General features: G+C 54.1%; 17 protein-coding genes. 10 read left to right on the top strand and 7 right to left on the bottom strand.

From position 1 onward, the window contains the following. Position 1 precedes the first annotated feature (1 nt). The 6 genes from lptB to npr all read left to right on the top strand — a co-directional run bounded on the left by lptB (position 2) and on the right by npr (position 4,319). On the top strand, positions 2-727 hold the full coding sequence (lptB, locus tag AC6I8J_RS02020; RefSeq protein ID WP_009092467.1) for an LPS export ABC transporter ATP-binding protein: 726 nt from the start codon (positions 2-4) through the stop codon (positions 725-727). A 48-nt stretch (positions 728-775) separates the two neighbouring features. Beyond that, a complete protein-coding gene (rpoN, locus tag AC6I8J_RS02015) occupies positions 776-2,209 on the top strand; it encodes an RNA polymerase factor sigma-54 (protein ID WP_161731788.1) in 1,434 nt (477 codons plus the stop codon). Positions 2,210-2,230: 21 nt separating this feature from the next. Next, the gene (hpf, locus tag AC6I8J_RS02010; RefSeq protein ID WP_161731786.1) at positions 2,231-2,518 is read left to right on the top strand and encodes a ribosome hibernation promoting factor; all 288 of its coding nucleotides are present in this window, start codon (positions 2,231-2,233) and stop codon (positions 2,516-2,518) included. Positions 2,519-2,668: 150 nt separating this feature from the next. Continuing rightward, a complete protein-coding gene (ptsN, locus tag AC6I8J_RS02005) occupies positions 2,669-3,148 on the top strand; it encodes a PTS IIA-like nitrogen regulatory protein PtsN (RefSeq protein WP_013359876.1) in 480 nt (159 codons plus the stop codon). Positions 3,149-3,195: 47 nt separating this feature from the next. Continuing rightward, positions 3,196-4,050: an RNase adapter RapZ gene (gene rapZ, locus AC6I8J_RS02000; protein WP_010251920.1), complete on the top strand. Its 855-nt coding sequence runs from the start codon at positions 3,196-3,198 to the stop codon at positions 4,048-4,050. Continuing rightward, a complete protein-coding gene (gene npr / locus AC6I8J_RS01995) occupies positions 4,047-4,319 on the top strand; it encodes a PTS phosphocarrier protein NPr (protein ID WP_010251923.1) in 273 nt (90 codons plus the stop codon). Before rapZ ends, npr begins: the two co-directional genes overlap by 4 nt. 3 nt (positions 4,320-4,322) lie before the next feature. Here npr and mtgA read toward each other — a convergent pair whose 3' ends face one another. Together mtgA and arcB are read right to left on the bottom strand one after the other, a co-directional pair. Continuing rightward, positions 4,323-5,042 (bottom strand): monofunctional biosynthetic peptidoglycan transglycosylase, encoded by a 720-nt coding sequence (gene mtgA / locus AC6I8J_RS01990; RefSeq protein WP_161731784.1) that lies wholly within the window; start codon positions 5,040-5,042, stop codon positions 4,323-4,325. An 869-nt stretch (positions 5,043-5,911) separates the two neighbouring features. After that, positions 5,912-8,263, bottom strand: coding sequence for an aerobic respiration two-component sensor histidine kinase ArcB (arcB, locus tag AC6I8J_RS01985; RefSeq protein WP_161731782.1), 2,352 nt, complete (start codon positions 8,261-8,263; stop codon positions 5,912-5,914). An 887-nt stretch (positions 8,264-9,150) separates the two neighbouring features. Between arcB and AC6I8J_RS01980 the strand changes: the two genes are divergently transcribed. Both AC6I8J_RS01980 and AC6I8J_RS01975 read left to right on the top strand, forming a co-directional pair. Further along, a complete protein-coding gene (locus tag AC6I8J_RS01980; protein ID WP_253420820.1) occupies positions 9,151-14,682 on the top strand; it encodes a glutamate synthase-related protein in 5,532 nt (1,843 codons plus the stop codon). A 185-nt stretch (positions 14,683-14,867) separates the two neighbouring features. After that, positions 14,868-16,625 carry a sulfite reductase subunit alpha gene (locus AC6I8J_RS01975; protein WP_222924699.1) on the top strand — a complete coding sequence of 586 codons (1,758 nt, stop codon included), beginning with the start codon at positions 14,868-14,870 and terminating at the stop codon, positions 16,623-16,625. Between the two features lie 112 nt (positions 16,626-16,737). Here the strand turns inward: AC6I8J_RS01975 and sspB are convergent, their stop codons facing one another. The 5 genes from sspB to zapE form a co-directional block, all read right to left on the bottom strand. Next, on the bottom strand, positions 16,738-17,223 hold the full coding sequence (sspB, locus tag AC6I8J_RS01970) for a ClpXP protease specificity-enhancing factor (protein WP_013359871.1): 486 nt from the start codon (positions 17,221-17,223) through the stop codon (positions 16,738-16,740). Positions 17,224-17,226: 3 nt separating this feature from the next. After that, positions 17,227-17,868 (bottom strand): stringent starvation protein SspA, encoded by a 642-nt coding sequence (sspA, locus tag AC6I8J_RS01965; protein ID WP_497825029.1) that lies wholly within the window; start codon positions 17,866-17,868, stop codon positions 17,227-17,229. A 330-nt stretch (positions 17,869-18,198) separates the two neighbouring features. Then, entirely contained in the window at positions 18,199-18,591 is a 393-nt protein-coding gene (gene rpsI, locus AC6I8J_RS01960) for a 30S ribosomal protein S9 (RefSeq protein ID WP_008925401.1), read from the bottom strand. A gap of 15 nt (positions 18,592-18,606) precedes the next feature. Beyond that, positions 18,607-19,035 (bottom strand): 50S ribosomal protein L13, encoded by a 429-nt coding sequence (gene rplM, locus AC6I8J_RS01955; protein ID WP_008925400.1) that lies wholly within the window; start codon positions 19,033-19,035, stop codon positions 18,607-18,609. Positions 19,036-19,262: 227 nt separating this feature from the next. Next, positions 19,263-20,390 (bottom strand): cell division protein ZapE, encoded by a 1,128-nt coding sequence (gene zapE / locus AC6I8J_RS01950; RefSeq protein WP_161731776.1) that lies wholly within the window; start codon positions 20,388-20,390, stop codon positions 19,263-19,265. A gap of 178 nt (positions 20,391-20,568) precedes the next feature. Between zapE and zapG the strand changes: the two genes are divergently transcribed. Together zapG and degQ are read left to right on the top strand one after the other, a co-directional pair. Beyond that, on the top strand, positions 20,569-20,970 hold the full coding sequence (gene zapG, locus AC6I8J_RS01945) for a Z-ring associated protein ZapG (protein WP_003848291.1): 402 nt from the start codon (positions 20,569-20,571) through the stop codon (positions 20,968-20,970). Positions 20,971-21,080: 110 nt separating this feature from the next. Further along, a complete protein-coding gene (degQ, locus tag AC6I8J_RS01940) occupies positions 21,081-22,454 on the top strand; it encodes a serine endoprotease DegQ (protein WP_010251960.1) in 1,374 nt (457 codons plus the stop codon). Positions 22,455-22,533: the final 79 nt, after the last annotated feature.

The following is a 22,533-nucleotide window of genomic DNA, read 5'->3' as shown; positions in this document are numbered from 1 at the left end:
TATGGCCACATTAATCGCAGAAAACCTGGCGAAGGCATATAAAGGCCGTCGCGTGGTAGAAGATGTCAGTCTGCAGGTAAAGTCCGGCGAGATTGTCGGCCTGCTCGGCCCGAACGGGGCCGGTAAGACCACCACCTTTTACATGGTGGTAGGTATTGTCCCGCGTGACGCGGGCCGCATTGTTATTGATGATGAAGATATCAGTATCCTGCCGCTGCATGCACGTGCGCGCCGTGGCATCGGCTATCTGCCGCAGGAGGCATCGATTTTCCGTCGCCTCAGCGTCTACGATAACCTGATGGCGGTACTGCAGATTCGTGATGACCTGACCGAAGAGCAACGTCAGGATCGCGCCCGTGAGCTGATGGAAGAGTTTCACATCGAGCACCTGCGCGACAGCATGGGTCAGGCACTGTCGGGTGGTGAACGACGTCGTGTTGAGATTGCCCGCGCGCTGGCTGCCAATCCAAAGTTTATTCTGCTGGATGAACCTTTTGCCGGGGTCGACCCTATCTCCGTTATCGACATCAAGAAGATCATTGAGCATCTGCGTGACAGCGGCCTCGGCGTTTTGATTACCGACCACAACGTACGCGAAACGTTAGCGGTCTGTGAGCGGGCCTATATCGTCAGCCAGGGCCACCTGATTGCGCATGGTACACCCAATGAAATTCTTGCGGATGAGCAGGTTAAGCGGGTTTATTTGGGTGAAGAGTTCAGACTCTGATAAGGTGTCGTTAATACCGATGTTTACCTGGGAACTACCATCCTGTCTATGAAGCAAGGTTTACAACTCAGGTTCAGCCAACAGCTGGCAATGACTCCACAATTGCAGCAGGCGATTCGTCTGCTGCAACTCTCCACGCTTGAACTCCAGCAGGAGTTACAGCTTGCACTGGAAAGTAATCCACTGCTTGAGCAGACCGATCTGCATGATGAGATTGACTCCCGGGAATCGTCGGAAGCCGAAGCGCTGGATACACGTGAAGCGCTTGAGCAGAAAGAGATGCCTGATGAGCTGCCGCTGGATGCCACCTGGGATGAAATCTACACCGCTGGCACCCCTTCCGGCACGGGTACCGATTATCAGGATGATGAGTTACCTGTCTATCAGGGTGAAACCACGCAGTCACTGCAGGATTACCTGATGTGGCAGGTCGAATTGACGCCTTTCAGTGATACCGACCGCGCAATCGCGACGTCTATCGTCGATGCTATTGATGACACCGGATATCTCACCGTCTCGCTTGAGGAGATCCTCGACAGCATTGGCAACGATGAGCTTGAAGCGGATGAGGTTGAGGCGGTGCTGAAACGTATCCAGCGTTTTGACCCGATTGGTGTGGGCGCACGCGATTTGCGTGACTGTCTGCTGGTTCAGCTTTCGCAGTATGCACCAGAGACACCGATGCTGGCTGAAGCGCGCCTGATTGTCAGCGAACATCTCGATCTGCTGGCCAATCACGACTTCCGCAGCCTGATGCGCGTCACGCGCCTCAAAGAAGAGGTGCTGAAAGAGGCGATGCTGCTGATTCAGTCACTGGACCCGCGTCCGGGTCAGTCGATCAACACTGGCGAGCCGGAATATGTTATCCCCGACGTGCTGGTACGTAAGGTTGGCAACCGCTGGACGGTTGAACTCAATGCCGACAGCCTGCCACGTCTGAAGATTAATCAGCACTACGCGGCAATGGGTGGCGCAACGCGCAATGACAGCGACAGTCAGTTCATTCGCAGTAATCTGCAGGAAGCGCGCTGGCTGATTAAGAGTCTGGAAAGCCGTAATGACACGCTGCTGAAAGTCACGCGCTGTATCGTTGAGCAGCAGCAGGCGTTCTTCGAGCAGGGTGAAGAATTTATGCGTCCGATGGTGCTGGCCGATATCGCCCAGGCCGTTGAGATGCATGAATCGACCATTTCCCGTGTTACCACGCAGAAGTATCTGCACAGCCCGCGTGGCATTTTTGAACTGAAGTACTTTTTCTCCAGCCACGTTAATACGGAAGGTGGCGGCGAAGCCTCCTCTACCGCGATCCGGGCTCTGGTGAAGAAATTAATTTCGGCGGAAAACCCAGCCAAACCCTTGAGCGACAGTAAACTGACCTCCATGTTATCTGATCAGGGGATCATGGTGGCACGGCGTACCGTCGCCAAATATCGTGAGTCTTTATCCATCCCGCCATCGAACCAGCGTAAACAACTGGTTTGAAAGAAATGAGAAGGAAGACCTATGCAGCTGAACCTGACCGGGCAACATGTTGAAATCACGCCACCTTTGCGTGAATTCGTCAACAGTAAATTTGCCAAACTGGAACACTATTTTGAACATATCAATCAGGTCTATATTGTCCTGAAGGTTGAGAAAGTCACACAGGTGGCTGACGCAACACTCCACGTGAACGGTGGCGAGCTGCACGCCACGTCCGAAGCGGAAGATATGTATGCGGCAATTGATGGGCTGATTGATAAACTCGCCCGTCAGCTGACCAAACACAAAGATAAACTGAAAAAACACTAACCTTCACGCTAGCTACGCGCGCATGGCGCGCAGAGCCGACAGTATGGGGCGGATAATCCGCCCCGTTTTGTCATCTGAGCAAGCGCCGTTTGTCGCACATATCAGGGCGCTGGCGGTGAATGGCCTGGTGAACACGCAAGTGAAACGATAATGAACAACGATCTTACACTGGAATTGAGCACAGTGCTTTCGCCAGACTGCACCCGCAGCGGCGTACACTGCCAGAGCAAAAAACGTGCGCTGGAAATCATCAGCGAACTGGCCGCTAAGCAGCTCAACCTGCCGCACCAGACGCTTTTCGAAGCGATTCTGACCCGCGAACGTATGGGCAGTACCGGTATTGGTAACGGAATAGCCATTCCTCACGGCAAGCTGGAAGAGGATACACTGCGTGCGGTAGGGGTATTTATCAGCCTCGAGCAGCCGATTGCGTTTGATGCCGTCGACAACCAGCCGGTCGATCTGTTGTTTGCATTGCTGGTTCCGGCTGACCAGTGCAAAACACACCTGCACACCCTTTCACTGGTGGCAAAACGTCTGGCAGATAAAACGGTTTGTCGTCGTCTGCGTGCTGCGCAGAGTGATGAAGAACTCTATGCCATTATTACGGAAGTCCAGACAGAGCAGTAACGCGTCTTTACCGGCCCGGTGCCGGTTTTAAAACGGGAGAGAAGGTCATGGTGCTGATGATCGTTAGCGGTCGTTCAGGCTCGGGGAAGTCAGTGGCGCTCCGTGCGCTGGAAGATATGGGGTTCTACTGCGTTGATAACCTGCCGGTCGTGTTGCTGCCTGAGTTAGCCAACTCGCTGGCGGAACGCAATATTTCGGCGGCGGTCAGCATCGACGTCCGTAACATGCCTGAATCCCCGGAAATTTTTGAAACCGCGCTGAATAATCTGCCTGACACATTTTCACCTCAGTTGCTGTTTCTCGACGCCGATCGCAATACCCTGATTCGTCGTTACAGCGATACGCGCCGTCTGCATCCCCTCTCCAGCAAAAACCTGTCACTAGAGAGCGCGATTGATGAAGAGAGCGACCTGCTGGAGCCGCTGCGTTCACGTGCCGACCTGATCATCGACACCTCAGAGATGTCAGTGCATGAGCTGGCAGAGATGCTGCGTACCCGCCTGCTGGGCAAGCGTGAACGTGAGCTGACTATGGTGTTTGAGTCGTTTGGCTTCAAGCATGGCATTCCGATTGACGCTGACTATGTCTTTGACGTGCGCTTTCTGCCCAATCCCCACTGGGATCCTAAGCTGCGCCCGATGACCGGCCTCGATCGTCCGGTCGCGGCATTCCTTGACCGCCACACTGAAGTGCACAACTTTATCTACCAGACACGCAGCTATCTTGAACTCTGGCTGCCGATGCTGGAGACCAATAACCGTAGCTATCTTACCGTGGCAATTGGCTGTACTGGTGGCAAACACCGCTCAGTGTATATTGCAGAACAGCTGGCGGATTACTTCCGTTCGCGCGGTAAGAATGTACAGTCACGCCATCGCACGCTGGAAAAGCGCAAATCATGACCGTCAGACAAACTGTAGAAATCAAAAATAAGCTAGGCATGCACGCCCGTCCGGCGATGAAGTTGTTTGAGCTGGTGCAGAGCTTCGATGCCGAAGTATTGCTGCGCAACGAAGCGGGCACAGAAGCCGAAGCCAGCAGCGTGATTGCGCTGCTGATGCTCGACTCGGCTAAAGGCGGACACATAGAGATTGAAGCCAGCGGCCCGGAGGAGATCCCGGCGCTGGCAGCAGTCATTGAGCTGTTTGAAGCGGGTTTTGATGAAGACTAAGGCTTAGTCGAGCTTATTACGCTGCAGGAAGCCCTCACCGCCAAGCTGGCGCATCTGACGCATTATCCACTGCTGTCGCTCTCTGACGTAGCCTGAAGGTGCAGCAGCACGATAACGGATAGGATTAGGCAGAACCGCCGCCAGTAAAGCAGCATCGGCTGCAGTAAGCCGGCTGGCTGGCTTGTGGAAATAACGCTGTGAAGCTGCCTCAACGCCAAAGATACCCGGCCCGAACTCTGCAATATTAAGATAGACGGTCAGAATACGTCGCTTCGTCCAGACTGTCTCAATCCCTACTGTCAGCCCCGCTTCCAGACCTTTACGCACCCAGCTGCGGCCATCCCACAGAAACAGATTCTTGGCTGTCTGTTGTGACAATGTGGACGCCCCGCGCATCCGGCTATCGCTGTTATCCAGTACAGATTCAATCGCCGCGACATCGAACCCCCAGTGGTCCGGAAACTTTTGATCTTCGGAGGCGATAACGGCCAGCCCCATCCACGGCGAAATCTCATCATGTCCGACCCAGTCAGAATGGGCGACATAACTAAAGTCACCGTGTAACCAGGCACTAATTTGGCGTTCAGCCATCACCGCTGAAAACGGTACCGGTAAGAACGAAAAGAGTAATATTCCCGCCAGCCATACGCCCAGCCACACCAGCAGGATACGACCAATAATACGTCTGATACGCTGTCCGACGCTTCCTTTATGCTTGTTCATGCAATCTTCCCACACTTGTTTCAGACGTTAATCAATCACTCATGTAATCACTGCCAGAAAAGCAGCTTTTCCACAAATATCGCTGAAAACCTCACAACGGTTTCCAGACTTTATTCAATCATTTTGCATCAAAATGCTGCAACAGTTCGAAATAGTTCAAGGACTTCCAGAAAAAAGGAATCGGTTCCATTTATGGCTACTGCTTAGCATCTTTCCAGATAAACACTTAATAATGGATAATAAGCACCGGTTCAAATCATTCATTATGCTTAACTGTTATTATTTTATGAATGATGAGCCGCCCAAAGCTTAAACAGAATCATGCTTATAACGTATAAATAAACAGCGCTTAACAGCATCACTCAACGTTGCTATGGCCCTGGTGACTTTCAGCAAGCACAATGATGTCAGCGCAATGAAAGGGCAAAGTTTTAGATTCTTTTTTATCATTCCAAATCGTTTTGGATAATTCGTGTCATTTCAGGGCGGTCACTTGCAATATCAGCGCGTTAGCCTGCCTCAGGAGGCAGATGTTAATGCCAGCTTAATTTACTGCGGCTCAGCCTTTGCTTTGGAGCTGAGCCGCGTCAAAACCACACAAAAAACCGCAAATTTGATTAAAATATAAGCAACGCAGCAGAGAAAATGATTCCTTGCTTGACTGTGTTGCCAAATTAATGTTTTCTGTATTTAAACGCTGCTCAATATCACAAATTTTAATGAATCTTGTCGCATGAGAAGATGAATTTGCTAAGGTGATGTCAGTGTTAACCAATACCCTGCGGCTGCATTAATTATTCAAATCATAGCGGCCGCAATGCTTTCCCTGGTGTTGGCGCAGTATTCGCGCACCCCGGCCTCGGCTGGGGTCATTTTTTTCCGGGATATGACTGACCCTGCTCTGCCACCCAGTCGCGCAATACCTGCACATCGTGTCGCCACTCATGCTTCAGCTCGTCAATCCATTCAACAACGTTGTCCCACCACGCCGGTAATTCAGGACTCTGAATCTGTTTCGCCAGCATCTGCAAACGCTGCAGCCCGACCGAACCCGCCGCCCCTTTAATCTTGTGCCCCTCTTCAGCAATGCCTTTCTGATCGCGCGCCATCAGATTCGATTCCAGCACAGCAAGATAGTCCGGCATCATCTTTTCAAACATCGTCAGGCTTTGGGTAATCAGGCCCGGACCAACCAGCTCGATATACTGTTCGAGCATCGCCACATCCAGCAGCATCCGGGTTTTGTCGTCGCTGGCATCTGCGGTTTCCTCTTCCGAATCTGCCTGATAATCCCAGTATTTTTTGATCATTGCGGTCAGGGCCGGCACTGCCAGCGGTTTGCTCAGGACATCATCCATTCCCGCATCGAAATACTCTTTTTTGTCTTTAAGCACGTTGGCGGTCAGCGCAACCAGCGGTGGCAGATGCGTTCCCTGATACTGCTGGCGAATCGCACGCGAGACATCCAGTCCGGTCATATCGGGCAGTTGAATATCCAGCAGCACCAGATCAAACTCCAGTGGGTCGAACATCGCCAGCGCTTCGCTACCGGTCATGGCGACTTCGACGCTGCAACCCAGCTTCTCAAGCACCGAGCGCGCCACAATCACATTCAGCTCAATATCTTCCACCAGCAGCACGTGCAGCGCCGGGAGTGGCAGGCTGTCGTCCAGGCCTTCATCTTCCACCTCTTCAGCAATGCGTGGCGCTTTGATCTCAACCGTGAAGCATGATCCCTGTCCTGGTGCGCTGTGTACGCGGATGTCACCGCCCATCGCCTGCGCCAGACGACGTGAAACCGCCAGCCCGATACCGGTGCCGGTCGCCGGTTTACCGCCATGCTGATCTTTGACCTGATAGTACATCGCAAAGATCTTATCCTGCTCCTCCTGACGAATACCCATACCGGAGTCCTGCACCTCAAAGCGCAGCGTTTCGTCCTGCTCATAGACTACCCGCACCACGATTTCGCCCTGCTGAGTGAACTTCACGGCGTTACCAATCAGGTTCCACAGAATCTGACGCAGACGCGTTCCGTCCGTCGAAATCATATGCGGCAGCGGCAGTTGCGGCGCAAGCACAAACTTCAGTCCTTTTGGCTGGGCCAGCAGGCCGGAAAGATTTTCCAGATCGGCGAGGAAACCGGTAAAGTCGAGGGGCTGATTATCCAGCTGCACTTTGCGGCGCTCGATTTTGTCCACCTCAATCACATCATTAAAGATGTTGCCCAGCGTGATGGCAGAGACGTGGATGGTCTTCAGATATTTCAGCTGTTCCTGGTTAAGGTCGGTATCCAGCAGAATGCGACTCAGGCCGACAATGCCATTAAGCGGCGTACGAAGCTCGTGGCTGATCGTAGAGATAAAGGTGGTCTTCTCCCGGCTGGCGTTCTCTAGCGCGTCCTGATAGCGCTTACGCTCCGTTATATCGCGACCAAAACCCATCAGTCCGCTGCGCTTACCGACGCGGTCGTAATAAGGCACTTTACGGATCTCGAAACAGGCTTTGCGCCCGTCGGGATATTGCAGCCACTGTTCATAGGTCAGCGAGACGTTATGACGGAACACTTTCTCGTCCGTTTCCAGCACCTTCGTTGCCGCTTCATCGTCGTAGATATCGCGTGGCGTCAGGCCAATCAGCTGTTTTTCGCTTTTACCGGTCAGCAGTTCCATCGCGCGATTACAGCCGGAGAACTGCTTATCAATGTTGCGATAGAAAACCAGGTCAGGCGAAGCATCCAGGAAGGAGCGCAGGAAGGAGGATTGCTGCTCCAGCTCAATCTGTGCCTGCTCGCGACGCGTCACCTCTTCACGCAACTTGTCCATCACCTGTTCGCGAGCCAGCTCCGCCTTCTTACGATCGCTGATCTCCTGATTCAGCTGCGTGATGGTCTCTTTCATCTGCTGGTTCAGTTCCAGGTCGCGGGTTCGCATCTCTTCCAGCTTATCCACCAGCCGTGCCAGCCGTTGACGCGACTCCTCCAGCTGATCGACCACCACCGACAGAAAATAGACCGCCCAGGGCGTAATCAGCAACCCGAAGAAGACCGAACGCACCACGTCAATGCTCTCGACATGACCCCGCAGTACCATCGTAACCGCCATCTGGACAATCATCGCCAGCACCACCAGCGCAGATGCCAGCAACAGTGAGAACCTCACCAGCCCAAGCTTGACCATTAAATCAACGTAGTACTGCGCCAACAGACGAATTTGTTTCATAACAACTCCCTGGAAGAGAAACAGCCTCATAATAGCGTAGTTAGCCTGCTGGCGTCCCGGCACGTCGCGTGGAGATACGGGATCAAATGCGCTTTTATGGTGCATTCGCATAGCCGATCGGCGACGTTAAGGACAAAGGGCTTAAAACCCTTGACTGATTGTGCCAAATGAATAATCTGTAATGCCGCCATCGAATCCGTGATTTCGCCGTATGGCCTGTTTTCAATATCCTGGCAATGTCCTGTTGCGCAGGCACACCTTGTTTACATGCATACCCATTCAACTTAAATGCTGTTTTAAGCACGCCCGTGTTGATTAATTTTTCTTATAACCAACCGCTGTTTCATTCAAATAGACGGACATAAGAAAAACAGATACATGCTATGCATCAACGGTTCTGAACAGCATTTAATGCTGTCTAACACCCCGTCACCAGCATGGTGCAGAGATCTGACGCCTGCACTACAGTGAGTCAGTTCACATTTATGGGCCGATCGCCAGGCTACAGAGTGATACATTTTAAACCTTAAAAACCCATTAATTCATAAACTTAATCACATAAAACACCTATTTACCTTGTCTGACCGCCCTATTTGACCTGATTACGCTTTCCCGATAAGTTGGAAATCCGCTGAAAGCTTTCCAGACGGGCCATTGTCTCGGCATATCTATGCAACAAGAAGACTCCCGCGCGGTTTAAGTCATCTCCTTTAAGAGACCGGAAATCAGAGAGCAGCTCAATTAAGGACGTTTTATCGATGTCTGGAGAGAAATGCTCAGGGCTATGACGCGCGCTCGACAGAGCATGGCGATGAAAATGATAGCGCTCGTTGCGCTCAGACCCTGAAACAGTGCAGGTAATGTCAAAGCAGTTAAGGAGACCCTCAATGTCCACTAAAAAACCTCAATCCTATGGCTTGTATGATCCGACAGCAGGCAGTGACAGCTGTGGTGTAGGTTTCATTACGCGCAAGGACGGCGAGCAGACCCACGAAATTCTGCAGATGGCGCATAGCGCCCTGTGCACGGTACCTCACCGCGGCGGTATGTCAGCGGAAGGCGTTGGCGACGGCGCGGGGGTCAACGTTGACCTTTCCCTGCACTTCTTCCGCAAGATTACCGGCCAGCCGCTGGAAGCAGGCCGCTTTGGCGTCGGCAACTTCTTTGTGCCGAAAGATGCTGCGCTGCGCGCGAATGCTGAACGTCTGGTAGATGAGACACTCAGTAGCTTTGGCCTGCCGGTGATCATGAAGCGTGACATGCCGCTCGACAGCAGCGTGACCCGTCCGGCCGCCGTACAGTTTCAGTTACCGATTCTGCAGTGGATTTTCACTGCGCCACAGGACGTGGTTGACCAGAACGACTTCGAACAACGCATCTACCGCGCCCTGTTAACGATTGAAGCCCGCGCGTTTACCGAAAGTGAATTTGGTGGCCTCTATCCGCTGTCGCTGTCGTCGCGTACCCAGGTGTTTAAAGCTCGTCTGAACTCCAATGAAGTGATCCCCTACTTCAAAGATCTGACCGATCCTGATCATCAGGTGCGCGGGCTGTTTTTCCATACCCGCTTCTCCACCAACACCGATCCGCATACCACGATGGCCCAGCCGTTTCGCCTGATGGCACATAACGGTGAGCTGAACACGGACCGTAAAAACCGCATCGCTGAGTCCGCACTGGCACTGGCCCGTGGCAAGAAAATCGTGCGGCCGAAAGGTCAGTCCGACAGCTCACGTCTGGATCAGAGTATCCACAGCCGTCTGATGGAAGATAATCTCGATCTCATCACCGCCGTGGTTTCAATGATGCCGCCCGCCTGGGAAAACGACAGTTCACTGCCAGCAGAAGTGCGTGACATGCTGGAGTATTTCTCTCTTTATGAAGAGAAAAACGACGGGCCGGCGGCATTGATCTTCGGCAACGGCGAAGTAATTGGTGCCCGCCTTGACCGTCTTGGCCTGCGTCCACTGCGTTCAGTTGAAACGGCGGAGTATATTGGGGCGATGTCAGAAGCCGGCCAGATCGCCTTCCCACCGGAAAGCGTGTTGCGTCGTGGCCGTATCGAAGCAGGCGGCATGCTCTATTTCGATCATCGTGAAAAACGCAGCTACACCACGCTGCAGGCGCTGGAAAAACTGGCTGCAGAGAAAGATTATTCGGCGCTGCTGCGTGAAGCCCGCGTCGGTCTTGACGATCTGCCTGAGATCCCGGCTGAACAGCAGGGTTCACCACTTCGTTATCGCGGCGATCTGAAAACCTATCAGCGCTTTGTGGCTTACTACTACAATCAGGAAAGCTTCAAGTTCATGATGGACCCGATGCTGAATACCGGCGCAGAGAAAATCTCCGCGATGGGTTACGGTAACGCCATTAACGGTTTATCCGATCATGAAGGCGGCATGGCGCACTACTTCTCTCAGCGCTTTGCTCAGGTTACCAACCCACCGCTGGACTCAATCCGCGAAGTGGATGGCATGACGCTGCGTGTCGCGCTGGGTGCGAAACCCCATCTGGGCCGCAGCAAGGGGCGTCAGATTGTGGTACCGACCCCCATCCTCAGCCATCTTGATATGCTGCGTTTGCGCGAGCAGACCATCGCCCCTTATGCGCGCTTTGAAATGCTCTATGAGCCGGTAATCGGCAAAGATCTGCTGAGCACCACCGCGAACGCCAATGCGCTGGAAAAAGCGATTGATGACCTGGCGCAACAGGTAGTGGATTTTGCCCGTGCACAGGGTGGCATCGCCGTGCTTACCGATCGTCACATCTCGTCAACGCACGCCGCAATCCCGATGCTGCTGGTGGTTTCTGCCATCAACCAGCGCCTGGTGCAGGAAGGTCTGCGTCTGGATGTTTCTCTGGTAGTGGAAAGCGGCCAGAGCATCTCCTCGCATCACATAGCTGCCACCCTCGGCTTCGGAGCTTCCGCTATCTATCCACTGGGTGTACAGATGCGTGCAGAGGAGAAATTTGGTGAAGGTGAAGAAGGTAACAAAGCCTTTAAGCGCTATGCCAAAGCCGCTGAAAAAGCCCTGATGAAAACCATGGGCAAAGTCGGTCTCTGTACCGTTGAGAGTTACAGCAGCGGTGAATTCTTTGAGCCTAACTTCCTCAACACTGATGATCCGGTGCTGAAAAAGTATTTCCCGAATATCAAAACCCCGGTGGGTGGCGCAGGCTTTGCAGCCATCGCGGCAATGGCCGTTGACTGGCATCAGAGCGCGCTGAAGATTCAGGGCGAGTCTGAAGTGCCGTTGCTGGGCCTGTTCAAAGAGCGTGCCGAAGGCGCCGGTCACTCCTACGGTACCATCGCCGTGCGCACCTTCATCGACATGACTGAAGAGCCGATTCGCTTTGCCGACAAAGCGCGCGAAGAGGACAACTTCATCCGACTGATGACGCTGGCAAAACTGGATAACGCCTTTGGCATCAAGCCAGAGACGTTTAAGGACAGCAGCTTCGAGCGCATTCCGGATGACGTGATCAACAACTTTGCGATTACGGCCGATTATCGCCAGTTCTCAAGTCTGATGTATGAAGAGCGTAAACGTCGCCCGGCGGCCCTGCGCGACATCCTGACCTTCCCGGCTGACCTGACCCACATCGACAGCGAAGCGGAGTTCCGCCGTAAGCTTGGGCGCTACTCACTGACCAACAACGGCTTTGCTATTCGCGGCATGGAGTGTGAAGCGGTAGATGGCAGCCTGAATCACTTTATGCTGCGTCTGACCGATGCGATTGAGGGGCTGAAGCCAGAGAGTGAACGTTTGCAGAACCTGTCCCGCGCCCTGAAATCCCGCTTCGGCGACGATATCGAGAGCAGCGACGTGGTCACTGGCGGTCTGAAAGTGACGGCGTACGGTAAAGCGGCAGATTATCTGTCACGTATTTTTACTACCCTGCCCTCACTGCCGCTAAGTGAAGTGCAGCCAGCCTGCGAAATTACCCGTACCTTTGCTTCCGGGGCAATGAGCCATGGTGCACTGGTCGCTCCGGCTCATGAAGCGGTCGCACACGGCACCAACATGGTCGGCGGCATGAGTAACTGCGGTGAAGGCGGCGAGCATTATTCCCGTCACGGTACCATCCGTGCCTCCCGTATCAAACAGCTGGCTTCGGGGCGTTTCGGCGTCTGGGCTGCCTATCTGGCGGATCCGATGCTGGAAGAGCTGGAGATTAAAATTGGTCAGGGTGCGAAACCTGGCGAAGGTGGTCAGTTACCGGCGGCCAAAGTGACCGTCGAGATTGCTGCGGCCCGTGGCGGTACGCCTGGCGTTGAACTGGTCTCGCCGCCGCCGCATCACGATACCTACTCCATCGAAGATCTGGCGCAGCTGATCCACGACTGCAAAGCGGCGCGGGTACGCGTTATCGTCAAACTGGTCTCCTCTGAAGGGATCGGCACCATCGCGGTTGGCGTAGCCAAAGCCGGTGCAGACGTGATTAACGTCGCGGGAAACACCGGCGGTACCGGTGCTGCCTCGGTGACCAGCCTGAAATATACCGGACGCGTGGCGGAAATCGGCATCGCTGAAGTCCATCAGGCGCTATGCGCCAACGGCCTGCGCGATAAAGTGCAGCTGCGCTGCTCTGGCGCGCAGCAGACCGGCAGCGACGTGGTGAAATCTGCTCTGCTGGGCGGTGACAGTTTTGAGTTCGGTACGACGGCGCTGATGATGCTGAAATGCGTGATGGCGAAAAACTGCAACGTTAAGTGCCCTGCTGGTTTAACCACTAATGCCGAAGCCTTTGATGGCGATCCGCGTCAGCTGGCACAGTACTTCCTCAATGTGGCACATGAAGTGCGTGAGATTCTGGCTCGCATGGGCCTGCGTTCCCTGCGTGAGGCTCGAGGTCGCTCTGACCTGCTGCACCTGATGGATCATCCACTGGAAGTCGGCAAACTCGACTTACGCGCCATGCTGACCGTGGTACCTGAGCTGAAAATCGACAAGCCGGTTTATCTGGAAAAAGATTTTGAGCTGGATGACGGCTGGGTTGAGCAGCTGAAATCAGCACTGGTCGATCAGGGCAATACCGACGTCGCACTGGGCAACGGCATCGTGCTGAACAACCGCAACAAAAGTGTGGGCGGCCAGTTAGCGATCGACATTGAACGCATGCTGAACCATGAACTGAGTGCGGCGCAGTTGCAGGCGATGCCTGCGGTGATGACCGACGATCGCGGCCGCCGTTATCTGGCCCCTGAGAGCGTAAAAATTTCCACCACCGGTTCTGCTGGTCAGTCATTTGGCGCGTTCTGCAACGATGGCATGCAGCTGGCCCACTACGGCACCTGTAATGATGGCGTCGGCAAGGGACAGTGTGGCGGTGAGCTGATTGTCATGTCACCGGGCGGCGGCGCGCAGGATGGCGACGGCAACGTGCTGATTGGTAACTTTGCGCTGTTCGGCGCAACTGGCGGACGTCTATTCGTGCAGGGTCAGGCTGGTGATCGCTTCGCGGTGCGTAACTCAGGCGCAACGGCCGTGGTTGAAGGCGTCGGTGACTTCTGCTGCGAATACATGACTAACGGTGCCATTCTTAACCTGGGCACCTTTGGTAAAGGATTTGGCAACGGCATGAGCGGCGGCTTTGCTTACCAGTACGATCCGTATGGATCGCTGGCCAGTCACGCTGCCGGTGATTCAGTGCGGTTCGGCTCGATTGCCGATCAGGATGAGATGGCGCAGGTGCACAAGCAGGCAGTGCTGACCATGCTGAACTGGCATCTGGAAGCGACCAAATCGCCGCGTGCCGCCTGGCTGCTGGAGAACTGGGAAACCGAGTGTCACCATTTTGTTTACGTGATGCCGCGCTCGCTGCTGCTCTATCAGGATGGCGGCGAGATCCTCAAAGCCAAGAGCCGTAAAGATCTGCTCGAAGAGCTGTCGACAGCACTGGCAGGCCATCAGGTAGCGAAATTCAAAGCCGCGTGGCGTCAGGGTAAAACCATCGCCAACGGTGCCGTCCCGGCTTATGGCGCAACCGATACGCAGGAGATGTTTGTCCTGCTGAACAACTACACCGTGCTGAGTTTTGCCCAGCAGCTGGCACTGGCAAAGTTGCCGAAAGGTACACCTGTTGAAGATGCGGCGGTGGAAAAAGCGGTGCGTAATCTGCTGATGACTGAAGACTTTTCGCTGGTGAGCAAGCTGCAGCGTCATGCCCGTTCGGCCATCGAGAGTTACAGCGATGACGAACTGGCGAGTCTGATCGGTACCAAACGCATGTCAGATTACAAAGCGGCGCTGACGCAACGTAACATCCGCTCCATGGACAGTCTGGCGACCTACGGCTGGATCATGTATCAGGATGCCTGTAACCGGGAAGTGCTGGGCCACCTGCCTGACTTTGAAGAGCTGTTTGCACGTGCGGCATTGCCGGAAATCGCCGCTGCGGTGGGTAAACTCTCCTGACAGTGAAACTGATCAGGCTGAACTGAATATTATTAATTGATCATTGCCCGGATTAATCGTTGTACCGGACAGAGGCTGAACCGCTTTCCCATGCTGCACACGCTGCGGCGCGGGGAGGCGGAACCGCTTTCAGACCGGAGAACGCCACTGATATCGGGCGAGAACGGGATTGAGTAAAAGTACCCATGAAAATTCCTTATATTCCAGAAGATGCACCTTTTAATGGCGATCAGAAGTACTGGCTGGCTGGCTTTCTCGCGGGGCTTCACTCCCGTTTGCTGGTATTAGAAGACAAGCAGCAACCTGCCGCGGGTACAGGCGCAGCCGCGACCACGCAATTGCATATTCTTTACGGCTCCCAGACCGGCAATGCCGAAGCGCTGGCGCAGACTGCTGCAAAATCTGCCCGTGCGAAAGGCCTGGTGCCGGTGGTGCAGGCGCTGGGCGATGTCGATCTCGACGTGTTTGCCACCATGCGTCATGTGCTGATCGTCACCTCGACCTATGGTGAAGGTGAGATGCCGGACAACGCACAGCTGTTCTGGGATGCGATCTCTGCCAGTACCGCACCGCGTCTGGAGCAGATGCATTTCGCCGTACTGGCGATTGGCGATACCGGCTACGATGGCTTCTGTCAGGCAGGCAAGTTCATTGATATGCGCCTTGAGCAGTTGGGTGCGAAACGCGTGGTTGATCGTATCGATTGTGATATCGACTACGAAGAACCTTCCAGCGAGTGGCTGAACAGCTCAATGCCACAGTTTGCCGCCAGCGCAGGCAGCAGCGGCACTGTGCTGGAGAGCGCGCCTGAAGCGCCAGTCATCCCAGGCAGTAACAAATCGAATCCGTATGCCGCCGCGCTGATCACCAACAAGCGTTTGTCAGGCGAGCAGTCAGCCAAAGATATTCGTCATTTCGAATTCGACCTGTCGGACAGCGGCCTGAAGTATGAAGCGGGCGATGCGCTGGGCGTGATTCCGGTCAACGAGCCGTCACTGGTCAGCCTGCTGCTGACGCAGCTTAATGCTGATTACCAGACACCAGTACCTGGCTTTGACCGCAGCCTCGGCGACCTGCTGACCTATCAGTTTGAAATCTCTGAGCCGTCACGCAAGTTAATCGAATGGGTTGGGCAGAACACGACCAATCAGGAACTGCGTCATGTCTTACAGCATGATGATAAAGATGCACTGGGCGTCTGGCTGTGGGGCAAAGATACCCTCGACCTGCTGCAGCTTGAGCTGACACGCACGCTGGCGGTGCCTGAGTTTGTTGCCCTGCTGCGCCCGCTGCAGCATCGTGCTTACTCTATTTCATCCAGTTCTAAAGCACACCCTAACCAGGTACATCTGACCGTTGCCTCGGTGCGTTATCACAGTGGCGGCCGTAATCGCGGTGGCGTCTGCTCGACCTATCTGGCCGAGCGCGTGCGTCGTGGTGAGAAGCCCGCCATCTTTATCTCACCCAATAAAGCATTCCGCGTCCCTGCCAATAACAGCGCACCGTTGATCATGGTGGGACCGGGTACTGGTATCGCCCCATTCCGTGCCTTCCTGCAGGAGCGCCAGGCAACCGGCGCGCAGGGCAAAAACTGGCTGTTCTTCGGCGATCAGCATCAGGAACATGATTTTATCTATCAGGATGAGCTGCTGGCCTGGCGGGATAACGGCTTGCTGACCCGTCTGGATCTGGCGTTCTCGCGTGATCAGGAGAAGAAGATCTACGTACAGAGCCGGATGCTGGAACAGGGCGCAGAGCTTTATGCATGGCTGCAGGAAGGAGCGTACTTCTACGTCTGTGGTGATGCCTCACGTATGGCGAAGGATGTGGATAATGCGCTGTATGAAGTGGTTCGTCAGTTTGGTGGTCTCTCTACCGAGCGTGCTGCGGACTATGTCGATCAGCTGAAGAAAGAGAAACGCTACCTGCGCGACGTTTACTGATCGCGAAGGTCTGCTGATAAAAATCCGGCTTGCGCAGGCAGCCGGATTTTTTTATGGCTGACAGGCAAAAAAATACCCGTCGCATGGACGGGTATTCACGATTATGTCACGGCTATTTCACGACGCGCAGTGAAGGCCGTCCGCCACGTGGTGGTGGATCGTCATCAGGCGGCGTCTCGTCATCGCTGGCATCGTCAGGACGGTCGCCATCAATCACGGACATCATAGTCTCTTCCTGACCCTCTGACGCTTCCTGCATTCCCAGCTCATAGGCTGGTTCCGGTTCAAACATCGTTCCGGCACCGTTTTCACGTGCATAGATCGCCAGAATCGCCGCCATCGGCACGTTAACCTGGCGAGGAACGCCACCAAAGCGGGCGTTGAACGACACCTGATCATTGGCCAGGTCGAGGTTACCGACAGCACGTGGCGCAATGTTCAGGACAATCTGACCATCACGCGCATACTCCAGCGGCACCTGCACACCCGGCAGATTAATGTCGACCACCAGATGCGGCGTCAGCTGGTTGTCGAGCAACCAGTCATAGAAGGCGCGCAGCAGATAGGGACGACGTGCAGTAAGTTGCGACATTTCCATACGTTAAGCCCGGGTTTGCAGGCGCATTTCACGTTCAGCTTCAGTCAATGAAGCAAGGAAAGAGTCACGCTCAAATACACGGTTCATGTAACCTTTCAGCTCTTTTGAACCCGAGCCGATCAGATCGATGCCCATTGACGGCAGACGCCATAACAGCGGCGCCAGGTAGCAATCGACCAGACTGAACTCTTCGCTCATGAAGTAAGGCGTACGGCCAAACAGTGGCGCGATGGCCAGCAGCTCTTCACGCAGTTGCTTGCGTGCGGCTTCGGCTTCCTGACCCGTGCTGTTCTCGACTTTCCGCATCAGGCTGTACCAGTCCTGCTCGATGCGATGCATCATCAGTCGGCTGTCACCACGGGCAACCGGATAAACCGGCATCAGTGGCGGATGCGGGAAGCGCTCATCCAGATATTCCATGATGATGCGTGATTCATACAGCGTCAGCTCACGATCTACCAGCGTTGGTACCGTGCGATACGGATTGAGGTCAATCAGATCCTGCGGCAGGTTATCCATTTCGACCTGCTCGATCTCTACGCTGACACCCTTCTCCGCCAGGACAATACGTACCTGATGGCTGAAAATGTCAGTAGGACCAGAAAACAGCGTCATTACCGAACGTTTGTTGGCAGCGACAGCCATGAAAACCTCCAAGTTTGTTCACAAAAAGATACTGCGAATAGCCAACCACACGGCGATTCACCAGCTTATCGAACTCGCACGCAACCTGGTTAGCCGCGTCACAGATACTGACGCCCCGACAGTGGGAAGGCGCATAACGCACCGGCCTGCGGGCGCAAAGTGACACAGAGTTTACCAGATTTTAGGCTGCTTGTGGGCGAGTAATGAATCTTTGCAGGTAAATTGAGCGCGACGTTACGGTTTTCGCGGGAAGTCGTGGGAAGGCAGAAAATAAAAAACCCGCCGAAGCGGGTTTTTTGAGCCAATTGCCACAGCCGGAGCTGCAAACAATTAACGCTTGGAGAACTGAGGACGACGACGTGCTTTACGCAGGCCGACTTTCTTACGTTCAACCTGACGCGCATCACGAGTAACGAAGCCTGCTTTACGCAGTTCGCCACGCAGTGATTCGTCGTATTCCATCAGAGCGCGGGTGATACCGTGACGGATCGCACCAGCCTGACCAGAAATACCGCCACCTTTAACAGTGACATAGAGATCGAATTTACCAACCAGGTCCAGCAGCTCAAGCGGCTGACGAACTACCATGCGGGCAGTTTCGCGACCGAAGTACTGTTCCAGAGAACGTTGGTTAATTACGATGTTACCGCTACCCGGCTTAATGAATACGCGAGCGGTAGAGCTTTTGCGGCGACCAGTGCCGTAGTTTTGAGTTTCAGCCATTGCCTTTAATCCCGATTAAATGTCAAGAACTTGCGGTTGCTGTGCCGCATGGGTGTGCTCGTTGCCTGCGTAAACTTTCAGTTTACGGTACATAGCACGACCCAGCGGGCCCTTCGGCAGCATGCCTTTAACCGCGATCTCAATCACACGCTCAGGACGGCGAGCAATCATCTCTTCAAAGGTCGCCTGTTTGATACCACCGATGTGACCAGTGTGGTGATAGTAGATCTTGTCAGTACGCTTGTTGCCGGTTACAGCAACTTTTTCTGCGTTCAGAACGATGATGTAATCACCCGTATCAACGTGCGGAGTATATTCCGCTTTATGCTTACCACGCAGACGGCGCGCCAGTTCAGTCGCCAGGCGACCCAAAGTTTTGCCCGTTGCGTCAACTACAAACCAGTCACGTTGGACGGTTTCTGGTTTAGCTGTAAAAGTTTTCATCGAAAAGCTTACCCAAATTAAGTTACACGTTGGTGAAATCCCAAACGCTTAAGTAAACGAATGAGGCTCACACGACCATTTTGACCAGCAAGCCACCCCTTCGGATAGAGTTACTGGAACACAGAGGATTTGGGAAAAAAATCCTTTGCTGTAACGTGGGGTCGCAAGATTATAGAGAAGTCGGTTACAAAAATCGAACCCTATTTCGGTATTTATCCTGTTTATTCTCACGGCAGGTGTGGCAAACGCAGATACTCTTCGCTCTGCATCTCCTGAAGTCGCGATAAACAGCGCTGGTATTCAAATTTCAGTCGCGTGCCCTGATAAATCTCGGTCAGGGACGTTTCTGCCGCGACCACCAGCTTCACATGACGTTCATAGAACTCATCGACCAGCGCCAGGAAACGGCGCGCCTGATCTTCGGTTTTATAAATCATCACTGGCACGTCATACAGCAGCACGCTGTGAAAACGGCGCGACAGCGCAATGTAGTCATGCTGGCTGCGGCCCTCTCCACACAGGGTCGTGAAATTAATCGCCAGTACGCCTTCGCTAACGCCCAGCGTCGGCATCTGGCGATGATTAATTTCCAGAACCGGTGCCGCTTCAGGCTGACTGCCTGACAGTGCTTTGAACATCCGGCCCATCTCGGCATGCGTCTCTGCGTTGAGCGGGAAGTTCCACAGATGTGCGGAGGTCAGCGTGCGTAACCGGTAGTCGATACCCGCATCCACATTCATCACATCACAGTGCCGTTTTATCTGCTCAATAGCAGGCAGGAAGCGCGCACGCTGCAAACCATTGCGATAAAGATCGTCCGGCGGAATGTTCGAGGTGGCGACCAGCGCAATACCGCGTTCAAACAGCGCTTCCATCAGCGTGCCCAGCAGCATTGCATCGGTGATATCGGAGACAAAAAACTCATCAAAACAGAGGATGTCGGTTTCGGCTTTGAATTTGTCCGCCACGATCAGCAACGGATCGCTCTGGCCCTGAAGCTGTGTCAGTTCTTCGTGCACCCGCAGCATAAAGCGGTGGAAGTGCAGGCGCAGTTTGCGATCGCCAGGAATAGACTGAAAAAAGAGATCCATAACCCAGGTCTTACCGCGACCGACACCGCCCCACATATAGAGCCCACGTACCGGTTGTACCGTTTCGTTTTTCTCTTTGCCAATCAATTTAGAGAGGCGCCCCAACAGGCCGGATGAGGAAGGCGCGGCGGATTGTTGCCGGGCAACCAGCGCCTGCTGCAGCGCGTCTAAACGGGTAATCGCTTCACGTTGTACGTCATCGGGCCTGAATTCGCCCTGCGACAGCGCCTGCTCATAGCGTGCAAGCGGAGTTGAGGTTTGCATTATTGTTTCAAAGTCCCTGAATGGTGTCTGATTGATACCACGGTTGCTGAAAAAAAGGCCGTTCTACACTAAGCCATGCTGCTCCGGAGTTCCACATCCATAAGATTAACGGGTATAGTGACTATTATTGAAATGGTGCAACGCCCTACGGAACAATGGAAAAAACACGGGAGTCATTATGACCTGGGAATACGGGCTAATTGGTTTAGTGGTAGGTATTATTGTCGGCGCAGTCGCCATGCGTTTTGGCAACAAAAAGCTGCGTGAGCAACGCAGCATGCAGTACGAGCTGGAAAAATCGAAAGCGGAGCTGGCTGATTATCGCGAAGAGCTGACCAACCACTTCGCACAGAGTGCGGAGCTGCTGGACAACATGGCGCGTGACTATCGACAGCTCTATCAGCATATGGCAAAAGGCTCGAATGACCTGCTGCCAAATCTGCCTGGCCAGAAAAATCCGTTTGCCTATCAGCTGACTGAAGCTGAAGCGGACAACGATCAGGTGCCGGTGCAGATGCCGCGCGACTACTCTGAAGGCGCATCCGGTTTACTGCGTGGCGAGCGCCCTGCCCGCGACTAATCTTTTTGGGGCGCAGCCTGTCTGCGCCCGCTGTTTTTGCGAACCCTGACCGCAAACGACTGTCACACTCATTAATTCTTCCCACCTTTTGCAGCGAGAGCGTTGTAGCAATGAAAAAACAAGCACGCCTGTTTAGCGCATTAGCCCTGAGTATTGGGATGAGCCTTGCCGCCGCACCAGACGCGATGGCAACGCTACCAGCACAAATTGCGGGCCAGCCGCTGCCAAGTCTGGCACCGATGCTGGAAAAAGTGTTACCTGCCGTGGTCAGTGTTCACGTTGAAGGCACTGATTCGGGTGCACAGGCTCAGGATATTCCTGAACCCCTGAAGCGTTTTTTCGGCCAGATGCCTGGCGGAAATAGTCAGCCACAGCCGTTTGAAGGCTTAGGTTCTGGCGTCATCATTGATGCCGCGAAAGGTTACGTGCTGACCAACAATCACGTGGTCAACGGTGCGGATAAGATCAACGTACAGCTTGGCGACGGCAGCGAATATGAAGCCAAACTAATCGGCCATGATGAGCAGACCGATATCGCGCTGATTCAGATTCAGGGCGCTAAAAACCTCACGCAGGTGAAAGTCGCGGACTCTGACCAGCTGAAAGTGGGTGATTTCGCCGTGGCGATCGGTAACCCGTTTGGTCTGGGGCAGACCGCCACCTCCGGGATTATTTCTGCGCTGGGCCGCAGCGGCCTGAACCTGGAAGGGCTGGAAAACTTTATTCAGACCGATGCTGCGATCAACCGTGGCAACTCAGGCGGTGCGCTGGTCAACCTTAACGGTGAGCTGATCGGTATCAACACTGCGATTCTGGCCTCCAGCGGCGGTAACATCGGTATCGGCTTTGCTATCCCGAGTGATATGGCGATGAACCTCGCGCAGCAGCTGATTAAATTTGGTGAAGTGAAGCGCGGTCAGCTCGGCATCAAAGGCACTGAAATGACAGCCGATATGGCTAAAGCATTCAATGTCGATGCACAGCGCGGCGCCTTTGTCTCTGAAGTCTTACCGCAATCTGCCGCGCAGAAAGCGGGCGTGAAGTCAGGCGATATCATTACGTCGATCAACGATAAGCCGATTACCAGCTTCGCTGAGTTACGCGTCAAAGTGGGCACCACGCCGCCAGGCGAGCAGGTTAAACTTGGCCTGCTGCGCGAAGGTAAGCCGCTAACCGTTACCGTCACGCTGGAACAGAGCGCCCAGAGTACTGCCAGCGCTCAGCTGATGTCACCTGCACTTCAGGGCGCAACCCTGAGTGATGGACAGACCAAAACCGGTGATAAAGGCGTGAAGGTCGATACCATCGAAAAAGGTACGCCAGCCGAACAGGTTGGCCTGCAGAAAGATGATGTGATTATCGGCGTTAACCGCAATCGTGTTCAGACGATTGCAGAAATGCGTAAAATTCTGGAAGGAAAACCGCCGGTACTGGCACTGAATGTGGTGCGCGGCGATGAAAGTATCTATCTGTTGTTGAGATAAACCTCGCATTACGGCGGACACAAGCGCGTGTGTGTCCGCCGCTCTCATGTTATTCTCCCCTGCGATCTCCCCTGGCGTG

It is taken from the genome of Pantoea sp. X-Soil-ISGK-355 (genome assembly GCF_059730805.1).
The sequence above is the reverse complement of the archived record's forward strand: the minus strand, read 5'-3'. Positions and strand labels throughout refer to the sequence as shown.

Bases quoted from the DNA above. Each gene is read 5' to 3' on its own strand.
- lptB (WP_009092467.1), top strand. From the start codon at position 2: ATGGCCACATTAATCGCAGAAAACCTGGCGAAGGCATATAAAGGCCGT.
- AC6I8J_RS01980 (WP_253420820.1), top strand. From the start codon at position 9,151: ATGTCCACTAAAAAACCTCAATCCTATGGCTTGTATGATCCGACAGCA.
- zapE (WP_161731776.1), bottom strand. From the start codon at position 20,390: ATGCAAACCTCAACTCCGCTTGCACGCTATGAGCAGGCGCTGTCGCAG.
- sspA (WP_497825029.1), bottom strand. From the start codon at position 17,868: ATGGCTGTCGCTGCCAACAAACGTTCGGTAATGACGCTGTTTTCTGGT.
- hpf (WP_161731786.1), top strand. From the start codon at position 2,231: ATGCAGCTGAACCTGACCGGGCAACATGTTGAAATCACGCCACCTTTG.
- mtgA (WP_161731784.1), bottom strand. From the start codon at position 5,042: ATGAACAAGCATAAAGGAAGCGTCGGACAGCGTATCAGACGTATTATT.
- npr (WP_010251923.1), top strand. From the start codon at position 4,047: ATGACCGTCAGACAAACTGTAGAAATCAAAAATAAGCTAGGCATGCAC.
- ptsN (WP_013359876.1), top strand. From the start codon at position 2,669: ATGAACAACGATCTTACACTGGAATTGAGCACAGTGCTTTCGCCAGAC.
- degQ (WP_010251960.1), top strand. From the start codon at position 21,081: ATGAAAAAACAAGCACGCCTGTTTAGCGCATTAGCCCTGAGTATTGGG.
- rplM (WP_008925400.1), bottom strand. From the start codon at position 19,035: ATGAAAACTTTTACAGCTAAACCAGAAACCGTCCAACGTGACTGGTTT.
- AC6I8J_RS01975 (WP_222924699.1), top strand. From the start codon at position 14,868: ATGAAAATTCCTTATATTCCAGAAGATGCACCTTTTAATGGCGATCAG.
- arcB (WP_161731782.1), bottom strand. From the start codon at position 8,263: ATGAAACAAATTCGTCTGTTGGCGCAGTACTACGTTGATTTAATGGTC.
- rpoN (WP_161731788.1), top strand. From the start codon at position 776: ATGAAGCAAGGTTTACAACTCAGGTTCAGCCAACAGCTGGCAATGACT.
- sspB (WP_013359871.1), bottom strand. From the start codon at position 17,223: ATGGAAATGTCGCAACTTACTGCACGTCGTCCCTATCTGCTGCGCGCC.
- rapZ (WP_010251920.1), top strand. From the start codon at position 3,196: ATGGTGCTGATGATCGTTAGCGGTCGTTCAGGCTCGGGGAAGTCAGTG.
- rpsI (WP_008925401.1), bottom strand. From the start codon at position 18,591: ATGGCTGAAACTCAAAACTACGGCACTGGTCGCCGCAAAAGCTCTACC.
- zapG (WP_003848291.1), top strand. From the start codon at position 20,569: ATGACCTGGGAATACGGGCTAATTGGTTTAGTGGTAGGTATTATTGTC.